The organism is Microcoleus sp. SVA1B4 (assembly GCF_036700545.1).
Taxonomy (GTDB): Bacteria; Cyanobacteriota; Cyanobacteriia; order Cyanobacteriales; family Microcoleaceae; genus Microcoleus.
Map to the genome: position 1 here is coordinate 26,560 of NZ_JAUBPB010000029.1, position 12,687 is coordinate 39,246.

Genomic DNA, 12,687 nt, shown 5'->3' on the forward strand with positions numbered 1-12,687 from the left:
GTAGAGTAGATAAGGATTTAACTATCATGACAGATGTCAGCTTGACGACCCCAATAGCAGTTCTTGTCGCTGGCTTTATTGCCGCAGTTACGATCGGCTCGATCGCCTGGTACAACTCCAAGCGCCCACCCGGTTGGGAATCCAAAGAACGTCCTGATTTTGTACCGAAAGTTGATAAAGACGATTTGATTGCTGATGTTTCTGACTCCAAAGGTAAATAAAACAAAGTTTCTTTAGAGCAATAAAAGCAGGACTTGTGCATTAATTAATGAAAAAACTCGGTCAGTGCGAGTTTGTCAGTGCCAGCCGGAGCGCTGCAATTTCAATGGTTCATTTTCCCATTTTTTGCACAAGTCCTAGAAATTTAAAATCCCCATCTAAAATCTACAATCAGGTGCGTCCCTAAGCACTTTACATATACAGGCATAAGGCTAAAAAGTAGTTTTAGACGATACATATAGCGTAAGGTGCGCCCAGTGCACCTACAGATGCTGCGCGTAAGACTGATATAGAAGTTCTGGGTAAGTCTTGTGAATATTGTGTAGGGACTATTCAGAAAAAGCCCCTACAAATTGGCTATACCGCGCCAGTTTTAATTGCTTATTTTTGCAGCGGATTGAGTTTCGTCACCGAGCTTTCCTTGGCATCTTCAGCGCTATCTTGGAGGAAACCAGAAGCATCCTTAAAGGCGGCGCCTACTCTCTCTAAAATATTGGCATCGGGATCGCTGCGATCGAATACGGGTTGAGCCTTAGCCGGCTGTCCGTCTGGCGCTTCTAACAGAGTTTTATCTCCGCCGAGTTCGAGGTCGAACTTGTCCGTTTCCATCGGTGCAGAACCGGGATAAAGCAGCTTTGAGGAATTAGATTCAGCGGTAGTCGCAGCCAGGAGACGATCGCCTATAATCGACAAATCAGCCCGATTTTTTTCTGCTTGAGCAGGCGATTGATTGACTTTAGGATCGGTGGAGGTTTTATAATTCGTGTATCCATCACCGCCACCCTTGTGAGGGTTATTCATTCCTCCAGCTTGAACGGGAGGATTGTCAGGCCGAGCACCTCGAACATCGCCCGAATTGCAAGCGGTGCTGATAAACAGCAGCACACCTGCCATAAATACAGTCAAAAATTGACTCAAAAATTGACCGATACGCAGTCTTTTAAAAAAAGCAGTTACAGTGTTCACAAAACTTTTCCAAATTTTTACTACTACTTGTCAAGAGTAAAAGTCAACTCCCCATGCCTGCCTCTAACGGCGGTGATATTTTGGTGCGGGTTGCTACCGACTTTTTTATAACTTTAGAGGGATTTCATTAACGGCGGAGATTTTTCCCAAGCAAAGCATAATGGTAGGGTGCGCCAGTTCCAATAGTTGCTGGAATTGAAGAGCTTTTTTGTTTCTGACACACCCTAAAAGCTCTTACTTAATTAGGGAATTTTTCGACTTTCGCTTCAGCTTGCAAAGTCAGCACACCAGCTTCCACATTTAGCTGCTGAATTCGCAGGGACATTCCCTCAAGTTCAAAATTTCGCAAGTTTAAAACTTCACCAGCTTTGTCAGCCAAAGCTTCAGTTAACTCCGGCGAAAATTCCTTGTTTTCGGGATACTCGACATCCTGAAGAGAAATTGCCCAACCGCCCGCTGCGATCTGAGGTTTTGATGTAAAATAAATTTTTTCCGTGGAGGCAGTTTCTCGCACCAATACCTCAGCATTTAAAGCGATTTTTCCGTCTAGCAATTGGCACTCAATAGTTTTAACGTCTATTGTCAGCAGTTGTCCCTCAACAGTAACTTTTAAGTTTTTCAGTTTCCTGCTGATGTATTCGGAATTAAAAGCGCGGTTGATATCGCTTTCTGTTAAAACTGCGCGCGCCCCACCGAAGGCAGGCCCATTCAGTTCAATTTTACCAAACATAGCGGTGAGGGGATTGACAGCAATATCCTTGACGTGAATTTGCAATTCTTCCACGCGCAAATCTTGTTGCATTACCAATCCTTTGCCCTCAACCGCAACGGCCTCTACTTCTCCCTGGGCTAGCTGGCCCGGATCGGTGTTAACTGTGACAGACAAAGTTTCGGATTCGTCTAATTTGCTAGCAATAGCAATCTCGGCCACTTTGTCGATCGCCTGTTCCCCTAAACTTCTATTTTGTTGAAGCACGCTCAGAATTCCTAATAATATTGTTTTCAAATAGTAGTTAATACCTAATTGAGTTAGCGTCTTCCTCTTGGGAGGTTTCTCGTCTGAAAAAAACTCAGCCAAAGACAGAGGGTTTCCAGAAAATTGCTAAAATTAATCAGGTAGTCTTCGGCGCACTCTACATTGACCGAAAGCATCCAGGATACAAGCCGCCGGATTCATTCCTTCGCAGACTCAGGACGGAGAAATAAAAAACCTGTATCCGATAAAGGAACCCCCGAACTTATCCGTGGGTCAATTCTAAAATCTAAAATCTAAAATCTAAAATCTAAAATCGATTGACTCGGTTGCGAAGCGGTAAAAACTCAAAAACTCGGATTTTTGCCAAAAGTCTTTTCGAGAAGTTCGATCGCCCGCTACAATTAAGTTAAGAGCCGGCACCGCCATTTGCAATGAATTCAGAATCAACTCTCGCTAGACTACAAGCTACACTTCCCGACGGAAAACTGCCTTCTAGCTACGGGGTATACTTCAAAAACACCCTAGTAGCCCTATGTCACGCCCTAGAAGACCACATTTTGCAAACCAGTGGCGGGGACAAGAGTGAACTCCAACCCTTAGTTTTGGTAACGTTTCAGCAGGGTAAATGGTATTTACAGGAAGCCGATCGCTACCTAGATATTGCTAATGCCTCTAGGCGCGTTGTCATCGGTGCAGTAGCCGACAGCGGTTTCGCTACCCACAAAACCGGGCAATTAGAAAATGTATCTTTAATAAATCTTGATGAGAGCGATCCCATAATTCAAGAATGGAATTTAATCATCCTCGCCCCGACATACAAAGCAATGGTGCTTTGTCGCGAACTTTCAGACCAAGAATACTTGCCAGAAGGCAAGCCCGAAGTAGATACAGAACGCAAGTTCTACGGTTTGTGGTCGTTTGACCAGTCTTTGGTGTCGGCTGCTGCTGAAATTTTTATAGAACAGACGCGATATTACAACTCTCCCTTGGCCGAGAGTTTGCTGGAAATGTACCACGAAATCCTGGCAACCAAAGGCCCGCCCTTGGCCGACATTAGTGGCGTGGTATCGCGGATAGTCACTTACCTGCAAAGTTCTCAGCAGCAAATGGTAGCAATTAACCGCCAAACCCGCGAGTTGTGGGAATTGGAAGGTCAAGCTTTGCGCGTCAGCCGCAATTTGAACGCTAACAAACTTCAAGCTTTTCTGCGGATGGCCCAGCGCGTGGACGAACGCGATACCTCCAATCCTACAGCGTCATTGCAGGTGGCGGCTTTGTCGGAAACTTTGGGTCAACTGCTGGATTTGCCGGCTTTGCAGTTGCGGAGGCTGCGGCTGGCTGGATTGCTATTTCGAGTCGGCTTAATTTCGGCCCCAAATGAGGTGTTCGATCGCACTCCCGATGCTTTTGACGAAGCAACTTTCTCGTTTTGGCGCGATCGCAGTTTCATTGGTTCCCAACTGCTGCAAGCAATGCCGGAACTAGCACCTGTAGCGGAAATTGTCAAGCATAAACTCGAATATTGGGACGGCAGCGGCAGGCCAGAGGGTTTGCGAGCCGAAGCGATACCGATGACTTCGCGGATTTTGGGGTTAGTCGCTTATTTTCAAGAACTGACTCAACCACGTGGCGATCGTCCGGCTTTGAGTTTGAGCGAAGCTTTGGAACAGTGCCGCGAACTGTCGGGCACTCGCTTCGATCCGGCTTTGCTGGAAACTCTCAGCAACGTCGTCAGAATGACAGAAATTGGTTTGATGGAGTTACCAACTCGCCCAAGCCAACTGCCTAACGTGTGGTTGGAGGAGGGCGATCGAACGACCTCGGCCGCTCCGGCATTATAAAATAACTCGACTGTTGACTGTTGACTGTTGACTGTTGACTGTTGACTGTTGACTGTTAACCAACAACTGACAACCAACAACTGACAACTGACTAATGACTAATGACCTCGAAGCCATACGCAAAGGCAAAATTTTGATGTTGGCCGGCACTGATTTAGCCGGCCAAGACTTAGCGGGAGCCGATCTCGCCGGTGCTAACTTGTCTCAAGCCAACTTGAGTGGAACTAATCTCGCCGGCGCTAACTTGCAGCGGGCCGTATTGCGAGCCAACCTCCGCGGCGCTGACTTGAGCGGCGCCAACCTGCGAGGGGCAGATTTTCGGAATGCCGATTTGCGGGGAGCTTCCTTCGCTAACGCTTTAGTCCGCGACGCCAGTTTTGGGGGTGCTTTTTTGACGGGGGCATCCATCGGCAATTTGGATTTGAGCGGTGTCGATTTGCGGGGCGCCGATTTGCGGGGCGCTGCTTTGGCTAGGGCAATTTTGCTTGGTGCCGATTTGAGCCATGCCAATTTATCCGGCGCTGATTTATCGGGAGCTGACTTGGAAGAAGCGATCCTGAATGGAGCCGTATTGCGCGGCGCTAACTTGACCGGGGCTAATTTGCTTTGCGCCATGATCGAACAAACCGTTTGGGATGGAGCTTTGCTCGATCGCGCCTGTCTCCAAGGCACCCCCCTGAGCCTTTAAATTTCAACAATGTTGTTTTGAAGACAGACAAAAAACAAGATCTGCTTATGATGTGAATAAGCACAAGCTATTTTTACATTTCTTAATATGAGGTTATAATGGCGACTGTAGATGAGCAAACGAATAAATGGTAGCAGCTTTGTTTAGCGGTACATCCTTTCAAGGTCAAAGTGGCGATCGCCTTGTTAGTAAAGTAGCAGGAGCTGCGATCGCAGCCTTATTCAAGCGTTCTGAAAAGGCCGAGGCCAACATCCGAGTCGAACCAGTAGCCAAACTCTTGCAGGGAAGCATCGACGGTTTCGACTTCGTTGGCAAAGGTATGTTGATGTACAACGGCCTTCGCATAGAAGTGATGGAACTCTATCTGCAAGCACTCTCCATTGATTTTGGGGCGATTTTTGCAGGTCAAGTGAAATTGCGGCAGCCTACCCAGGCAAATATGCGAGTAGTCTTAAGTCGATCGGATTTAACCACCTCATTCAATACACCTTTTGTAGTTGAAAAACTCCAGAAGCTGAAGTACCAAGAGCAATCTCTGCACTTTCAAAACACTGAAGTCAGCTTCGGAACCGACAAATCAATTCGGCTTCAGTCCGAAATTACCGTAGGCGAGGCCAGCGAACCGGTCAAAATAGATATTACAGCTCAGTTGCAAGTAGAAGACAGACGCAAAATCCAATTTGTCAGCGTTACTTACGGCGGTGACGAGCAAGCAGTAGACTTGGGCCAAGCTATAATTGCCCACGTAAATAACTTGCTAGACTTAGACAAATTTGCCTTAGAAGGCACTCAACTGCGAGTAGACCGCTGCCGAGTTCAGAACGACGAGCTGGTTTTCTACGGTTGGGCGGGTATCGAACAGTTCCCCAAAGGCAAGCGCTAAACCTCAGCCTGCTGAGGTTTACCCAGCCATCTAGTTTGGAAAAAGAGCATTTTTTAGTTAGCAAACAACCCGCACCGGCGGGTTTTGCTTTAGATTTTAGATGGGAAGAAAAATCTAGGATCTAAAATCTCGCATCTAAAGTCGATCGACGCAAAATCAGCACTGAGGTTGATTCGATCTGGCAAATTATTTTGATAGATTTAAATAATAAATTAAACCACCCTCAAGAATAAAGATGCTCGGATTTTATTTATTTTGTATCTACGTTGCAGTCTTGTCCGTGTTGGCCGGGCCGAACCACCGCCGGTCTGAGAAATGGTGGGTAGAAATTGTCACCGATTTGCCCCACTGTACCTACTATTTTGGCCCCTTCGACACCGACAAAGAAGCTTCCAGCAATATTCCAGGCTACATCGAAGACTTGGAAAGCGAGGGAGCTAAAAGGGTTAGTATCCGCATCAAACGCTGTCAGCCTTCGCATCTTACCATTTGCGAAGAAGAATTATCAGCAAGTGTAGAGATTTAAAAAAGTTGAGTTTTGACTTAACTCAAACCTCAACAATAATATAAACACACTCTTCTTCTAGTCCTTACCTTGCGGACTTTGTATGTCTAGCAGTCACTTACCGCCACCCAGCCTAGAACTCTTCTCCACCAAAATGCTGATTTGATGCAGCACTTACTCTCAAAAATTACCTGCGTCAAATCAGCACTGAGGATGAGGCGATCGAGTTATTTGCCCGGATAAGTTGATAAGAGTAAACACTACTTAAGTATTCCCAGAGGTAAATATGTTTGAAATCTCTATGTTGGGTATGTTTTTCACGGCTTTTTGGCTACTAGCTCAACCTGCTAGCAGCACTCGACGCGACGAATGGTGGGTAGAAGTTGATACAGATTCGCCAAAGCGTACCTATTACTTCGGGCCCTATGACAGCAGACAGGAAGCTTCCGACAACTCGAACGACTACATCCGGGACTTGGAAAACAAAGGATCTAAAAAAATTAGCATCAACATCAAACAAGGTAGCCAACCTACTCAGCTAAGAGCTAGCGAAGAGTCTTGAGAAGGTGGGAAAGTGCAAATTACGGGCGAAGAAAAGTTGACTTATTAACAGGGTATTTTTCAAATGAGATCGCGCTTGCATACAGTAGGGACACAACAATGCTGTGTCCCGATGAAATAGTTAAGAAAGGGTATTATCTGCGTCCGAGAAATGCACGTTTTTTCAATTAAAAAAGCAGGAGTCCCGCAGTCTAACGGTACTCCGGTGAGTGACGGGAGGAATGCGCGTGAGGCTCAAGAGCTGAACGAATTATCTATAAAAACAACAGAATTTATTCCATACGTAATACAATCTTGTCATGAAACAAGTCCTGACAGTATCTACAATTATTTATGTTATGCCTGGGAATTGTCACCCTTGATTTAAAACATCGGTTTTAACTAGATAAAGAGAAAAGCCGATCGCCAAAAGATACAATTAAAGTGCGATCGGCTAATTGCGAGATCCATTTTTCCGGTATACCAGATTCTCCGTAAAAAGCCCCCGCCAACTGTCCGTAAACCGCACCAGTTGTATCCGCATCGTCGCCCAAATTCACAGCCAACAAACAGCCTTCGGCAAAAGAAGAACTGTTGTAAAACGCCCAAAGTGCCGCCTCCAAAGACTTGACAACATAACCAGTACCTTTAATTTCAGGAGGTTGTCGCAATTTAAAAGAACCCGCCGCAATCTCATCAATCTCTGCTACCAGCGGATTTGCGGCCCAATATCCCGAAATAGGACAATATCTTTCCGACAGCAACACATCTTTAGCAACTCCATTCACCGCCCCCGCAATTAAAGCACCCAAATAACGGCAAGCATCCACACAAGTAGCAGCACCGTGAGTAGTTCTCGAACTTTCTCCAGATTTTTCTATGACTTCCAAAGGATTTGTAGCATAAAACAAAGGCACGGGAGCCAAGCGCATAATCGAACCGTTGCCAGCAGTCTGAGCATCGGTAAAACCGCAGTAAGGTTTTCTTGTATCTTCAAACTTCCAAAGAGCTTGCTGAACCGTATTGCCAATATCAAAACACTCGCCCGTACTGCTCAAATGTCCGTCTCGCGACCACCGCAAATAAGTTTCTAACTGATGGACTGGATCGAAACCTTGCTTCTCAATCAAACTTTGGGCCAAACAAAGCGCCATCGAAGTATCATCCGTCCACTCACCCGGTTGCAGTCGAAACGGGCCACCGCCAATCATATCGTTAATAGGTGTAAAAGTTCCGGGGCGACAGAACTCTAAACTTGTTCCCAAAGCATCGCCAACTGCCAAACCGAGAAGACTGCCGCGATAACGTTCAATTTGTTGCATAACGTAATTAAAAATCAATAATTAGTAAGCCCGTTATTATTGAATTATCATATAGCAATCCTTGCAGGAGTCGTGAATTTTTTACCCCTCCCCAACTCTCCCCGAACTCGCGGGGACGGAGTAAGAAATTCACAAATGATGCGAGGATTGCTATAGCTTGTCAAAACTATTTCTCTCTTCTCCTCTCTATTCTCTTTCTCTGTGTCCTCTGCGCCCTCTGCGGTTAATAAAAAAAATCTTGTTCACAAACGAAGCTGAGCCAAAAGACCGATCGAGCTAATATTGATGTTAACCTGTCCCTACCTGAACTCAGACCTGTCCATGACACCCGATGCCACCGCCGGAGCCGCTGCCGCCCCTCAATCAACACCCGAAGTCAGCTTGGAGCTGCAAGTCAGACTCAAAACCGAAGATGGACAGCTACTGTTGCTACTCCCCCCAGAAACCAATAGCGAACCCGCAACAGCCTCCGCCTCGACTTGGACTGAACTTTGGCAGCAGCTAAAAGTCAGACTGAACGCAGGAGAACGCTTTTGGCAGCCAAACGCAGAAGTACAATTGATGGGGAACGATCGACTTTTAGATATCCGCCAACTGCAAGAAATCGCCGATGCCCTCTCCGAAGTGGAACTGCAACTCAAACGAGTCCACACCAGTCGCCGCCAAACCGCCGTTGCCGCAGCTACAGCAGGCTATTGTGTAGAACAGCAGCCTCCGGTTTCTTCCCTGAATAAAGCCGCCGCTGAAAAACCGCAATCGCTGGCGGAACCTTTATATTTGCAGATGACAGTGCGATCAGGCGTAGAAATTCGCCATCCGGGCACCGTCGTACTTTTGGGAGACGTAAATCCCGGCGGCTCAGTCATCGCCGGAGGCGATATCCTAGTTTGGGGCCGTTTGCGGGGAGTCGTGCACGCCGGTGCCGGTGGCAACACCAAAAGCGTGATTATGACCTTGCAGATGGAACCGATGGTGATTAGGATTGCTAAGTATGTTGCCAGAGGCCCAGAAACCTCACCCGCTCAGTTTTTCCCGGAAGTCGCCTATGTGACGCCCCAAGGGATTCGGATCGGTAGAGCCTCTGATTTTGACAAATCGCAGTTAGTCGGGGGTAATGAGTAATCGGTAATTGGTAATTGGGAATTGGTAATGGGTAATTTGTAATACTATTTCTCTTTAAGCCTGCACTTGATAATTTTTCCCTTGGCTAAATCAGCCACTAAAGGACGATTTTAAAATTAAGCGCAGCTTCATATAGAATTAGTATTACAAGGAGAGTTTTTAGTTTTGAGTTAATTCACTGAATAACAGATTGCTGCCAAATTGCCAAATAATCGTTGCTAATCATCAACCGATAATAAGACCAATTACCCATTGCCAATTACCAATTACTAATTACCAATCACAAATCACAAATTCCCAATAAATCTAAAATCGCTTATGGCTCGCATTATTGTTGTTACATCAGGGAAAGGCGGGGTAGGAAAAACCACCTCCACAGCCAATCTCGGCATGGCTTTAGCTAAGCGGGGGCGCAACGTTGCCGTAATTGATGCCGATTTCGGTCTCAGAAATTTAGACTTGCTGCTGGGCTTAGAAAATCGGATTGTTTACACGGCATTAGAAGTTCTCGCTGGAGAGTGCCGATTAGAGCAAGCTTTGGTGAAAGATAAGCGGCAGCCGCGCTTGGTGCTGTTGCCGGCTGCCCAAACTCGGATGAAAGATGCCATCAGCGCCCAGCAAATGAAGCAGCTTGTGGGGATGTTGGGAGCAAAATACGACTATATTTTGATCGACTCTCCTGCTGGAATTGAACAAGGTTTTCAAAATGCGATCGCGCCGGCTCAAGAAGGGATAATTGTCACCACTCCCGAAATCGCTGCTGTCCGCGATGCCGATCGAGTCATCGGCCTGCTGGAAGCCAACAACGTCAAGAAAATCAACCTGATCGTCAACCGGATCAGACCCGCAATGGTGCTGGCAAATGATATGATGTCGGTGCAAGACGTGCGGGAAATCCTCGCCATTCCGCTGTTAGGCGTGGTTCCCGACGACGAGCGCGTCATCGTTTCCACCAACCGAGGCGAACCATTAGTATTGTCGGAAACTGCCTCTTTAGCTGGAACTGCCTTCGACAATATTGCCCGCCGCTTAGAAGGCGAAAAAGTTGAATTTCTAGATCTCAATCCCCATCGAGAAAACTTCTTTACTCGCCTCCGCAAGTTCTTAAATACTAAAATTATGTGATGTGCTGCAATATGGGCGATCGATCTTTAACAGCAGCGACTTCATCAAAAAAACTAGCCCAAATTTTCCCCCAGTGACACCAGTTCCCAAAAAGAATGAAACTGTAGGTCAACTTTAAACCATTAGGGAATGAGTGATTCCCCAATCGAAAATCGAAAATCGTATAACGTTTTCTATGCCTAACCCTTGACAAATCAGCCTGACCCATGATACACACACTTCTCGAACGACTTTTCCCGCGCACCCCTGACAACAGCCGCGACGAGGTAAAACGGCGCCTCAAACTGGTTCTAGCCCACGATCGCTCAGAACTCAGCCCAGAAATGGTTGAGTCGATGCGCCGAGAAATTCTAGAGGTGGTGTCTCGCTACGTGGAAATCGATACCACTGGGTCTGAGTTCTCGCTGGAGAGCGACCAGCGGGCCACAGCACTAATTGCAAATCTTCCGATCCGGCGAGTCAGGATCGAGCATCCACCGGAGAATTTGCCCAAGAATTTGCCCCCGAATCGGCCCGAAAATCGACCCGAATATGTACCGGAGTATGTAGTCGAAATTCTCCCCGACACTACGGAGTGATAGGGATTGAGATTTTATTGTCAGGCAAAGAGTTCGATTCGAGCCGATCGGCATTTAAATTAAACTATAGCAACCGCTTTCGTCGGTTAGAAAATAGACTACAATTAGTGGCCAGTTTTGCAGAGCGATCGCGCCGACTTTTGGGCCCAAACTGTACATTTATACATCCTTCATCAGGTCATCCGAGCGATCGAGTTAAATGGCATGAAGAAAATCGAAGCCGCTCAAGAGTTGGGAATCCGTCGCAACACCATCGACGCCACAAGTCGATGGTATTGCATCACAGGAGACTTCCAAGCGGAGGGCCTTGTGGAAACGGCCTGGTAATGGTCACTTGCATCACAAAACAGAGTCAAGTTCCGAGAGTTCAAAATACACAAGCACAATAACCCAAGTTGAGAATACACAACTGTGGGAGGCAGGGCATGATTACTTTGTACTCAGACCCAAAAAATAATTAAGAGTTGTCATCCCTATTGACATCTGCACAGTTAGCTAATATTCTTATTATTTAAGATTAAAAATTCTACAACTATTTCCAGCAAAAACTTAAAAAAGTTTTCAAGTCCGCGCCTCCCTCCATAACCACTTCTAATAAAGAGGAAGATTGAATCATGGCAGTATCTCTGAGCAAAGGACAACGGATATCGCTTGAGAAAATTTCACCCGGTCTCTCAGAAGTATTCATAGGACTGGGATGGGACGTTAAAGCTACAGACACGGGCTCTGACTTTGACCTAGACTCATCATTGTTCCTCTTAGGTGCTAATGAAAAATTAATTTCTGACAATCACTTCATTTTTTATAACAATCTCACAAGTCCAGATCCAGACAAATCAGTGCAGCACCTGGGAGATAATCTCACGGGGGCCGGCGAGGGGGATGATGAAGTTATCAAAATCAACCTCAAAAAAGTGCCTAATGATGTCCAAAAAATTCTTGTAACTGTAACCATCCATGAAGCACAGCAACGCCGTCAAAATTTTGGTCAGGTGCAAAATGCCTTCGTGCGGCTCGTTAATGCCCAAACACAACAGGAAGCTGTTCGCTATGACCTGGTAGAAGATTATTCCATAGAGACAGCGCTGATCATGGCTGAACTTTACCGGAAAGACGGCGAGTGGCGTCTCAATGCAGTGGGATCAGGTTATCAAGGTGGTTTACAAGCATTACTCGATCGCTATAGCTAAAAGGTAAAACACATGGGAATTAACCTACAAAAAGGACAGCGCATCTCGCTTTCCAAAGAAGCACCCGGGCTAACAAAACTGATGTGCGGATTAGGGTGGGATGTGGCGAAACGCTCCGGTGGAGGTTTGTTTGGGGCTTTTAGCAGTGCTCCCGATTATGACCTGGATGCCTCAGTGATTTGTTTAGATGGAAATGACAAAGTGAATGATATGACCAATATCGTTTATTTTGGCAATCTCTCCCACCGTTCAGGAGCTATTACGCATCTAGGTGATAATTTGACTGGAGCGGGAGAGGGAGATGACGAGCAAATTCTCGTCGATTTATCTCGAATTCCCTCGCAAATTGTCAAACTGGTTTTTACAGTTAACATTTACGATTGCATTGCACGCAAGCAAGACTTCGGACAAGTTCAAAATGCGTTTGTGCGTTTGGTTAATACGTCTAATAATCAAGAACTTGCAAAATACAACCTCTCAGGTTCTGAATACAAAGGCATGACGGGGATGCTGATGGCAGAAATCTACAAGCATAATAATGAGTGGAAAATGGCAGCCATCGGTAACGGTGTTAAGGTTAATGGGTTACAGGAACTTGTGAAAACCTATGCTTAACAACTCCTTCGGTACATAGATGCTCCTTACTTGCTGGAATCAGAAGTGGACAACAACGATGAATACCCTTTGTTTTGTTGAAATACCTGAAGTAATCAGCGTAATTTACATGAGATG

At 46.1% G+C, this 12,687-nt stretch carries 14 protein-coding genes; 11 read left to right on the forward strand and 3 right to left on the reverse strand.

The features are described from left to right. Positions 1–26 precede the first annotated feature (26 nt). On the forward strand, positions 27–221 hold the full coding sequence (gene psb35 / locus QT987_RS15245) for a photosystem II assembly protein Psb35 (protein WP_333157259.1): 195 nt from the start codon (positions 27–29) through the stop codon (positions 219–221). A 379-nt stretch (positions 222–600) separates the two neighbouring features. Here psb35 and QT987_RS15250 read toward each other — a convergent pair whose 3' ends face one another. Both QT987_RS15250 and QT987_RS15255 read right to left on the reverse strand, forming a co-directional pair. Beyond that, positions 601–1,185 (reverse strand): DUF6658 family protein, encoded by a 585-nt coding sequence (locus QT987_RS15250; RefSeq protein WP_333241437.1) that lies wholly within the window; start codon positions 1,183–1,185, stop codon positions 601–603. Between the two features lie 238 nt (positions 1,186–1,423). After that, positions 1,424–2,161, reverse strand: a complete 738-nt coding sequence (locus QT987_RS15255; protein ID WP_333241439.1) for a DUF2993 domain-containing protein — start codon at positions 2,159–2,161, stop codon at positions 1,424–1,426. Positions 2,162–2,592: 431 nt separating this feature from the next. Here QT987_RS15255 and QT987_RS15260 point away from each other — a divergent pair, with 431 nt between their 5' ends. The 5 genes from QT987_RS15260 to QT987_RS15280 all read left to right on the forward strand — a co-directional run bounded on the left by QT987_RS15260 (position 2,593) and on the right by QT987_RS15280 (position 6,640). Then, positions 2,593–4,002, forward strand: coding sequence for an HD domain-containing phosphohydrolase (locus tag QT987_RS15260; protein WP_333241441.1), 1,410 nt, complete (start codon positions 2,593–2,595; stop codon positions 4,000–4,002). Between the two features lie 94 nt (positions 4,003–4,096). Next, a complete protein-coding gene (locus tag QT987_RS15265) occupies positions 4,097–4,690 on the forward strand; it encodes a pentapeptide repeat-containing protein (protein ID WP_333241443.1) in 594 nt (197 codons plus the stop codon). Between the two features lie 127 nt (positions 4,691–4,817). Next, positions 4,818–5,573 (forward strand): DUF2993 domain-containing protein, encoded by a 756-nt coding sequence (locus tag QT987_RS15270; RefSeq protein ID WP_333056071.1) that lies wholly within the window; start codon positions 4,818–4,820, stop codon positions 5,571–5,573. Between the two features lie 235 nt (positions 5,574–5,808). Then, a complete protein-coding gene (locus QT987_RS15275; protein ID WP_333241444.1) occupies positions 5,809–6,099 on the forward strand; it encodes a DUF1816 domain-containing protein in 291 nt (96 codons plus the stop codon). A 265-nt stretch (positions 6,100–6,364) separates the two neighbouring features. Beyond that, complete coding sequence (locus tag QT987_RS15280; RefSeq protein WP_333157253.1) at positions 6,365–6,640, forward strand: DUF1816 domain-containing protein; 276 nt, start codon at positions 6,365–6,367, stop codon at positions 6,638–6,640. Positions 6,641–7,016: 376 nt separating this feature from the next. Here the strand turns inward: QT987_RS15280 and QT987_RS15285 are convergent, their stop codons facing one another. Next, on the reverse strand, positions 7,017–7,940 hold the full coding sequence (locus QT987_RS15285; protein ID WP_333241446.1) for an ADP-ribosylglycohydrolase family protein: 924 nt from the start codon (positions 7,938–7,940) through the stop codon (positions 7,017–7,019). Between the two features lie 321 nt (positions 7,941–8,261). On the opposite strand from QT987_RS15285, the gene minC reads away from it, so the two are divergent. The 5 genes from minC to QT987_RS15310 all read left to right on the forward strand — a co-directional run bounded on the left by minC (position 8,262) and on the right by QT987_RS15310 (position 12,570). Next, a complete protein-coding gene (gene minC, locus QT987_RS15290; RefSeq protein WP_333056111.1) occupies positions 8,262–9,062 on the forward strand; it encodes a septum site-determining protein MinC in 801 nt (266 codons plus the stop codon). A gap of 318 nt (positions 9,063–9,380) precedes the next feature. Continuing rightward, the gene (gene minD / locus QT987_RS15295) at positions 9,381–10,187 is read left to right on the forward strand and encodes a septum site-determining protein MinD (RefSeq protein WP_333241448.1); all 807 of its coding nucleotides are present in this window, start codon (positions 9,381–9,383) and stop codon (positions 10,185–10,187) included. A 206-nt stretch (positions 10,188–10,393) separates the two neighbouring features. Beyond that, a complete protein-coding gene (gene minE / locus QT987_RS15300; RefSeq protein WP_333056077.1) occupies positions 10,394–10,765 on the forward strand; it encodes a cell division topological specificity factor MinE in 372 nt (123 codons plus the stop codon). A 614-nt stretch (positions 10,766–11,379) separates the two neighbouring features. Further along, positions 11,380–11,955 carry a TerD family protein gene (locus QT987_RS15305; protein WP_333056080.1) on the forward strand — a complete coding sequence of 192 codons (576 nt, stop codon included), beginning with the start codon at positions 11,380–11,382 and terminating at the stop codon, positions 11,953–11,955. A gap of 12 nt (positions 11,956–11,967) precedes the next feature. Next, a complete protein-coding gene (locus tag QT987_RS15310) occupies positions 11,968–12,570 on the forward strand; it encodes a TerD family protein (RefSeq protein WP_333056081.1) in 603 nt (200 codons plus the stop codon). Positions 12,571–12,687 lie beyond the last annotated feature (117 nt).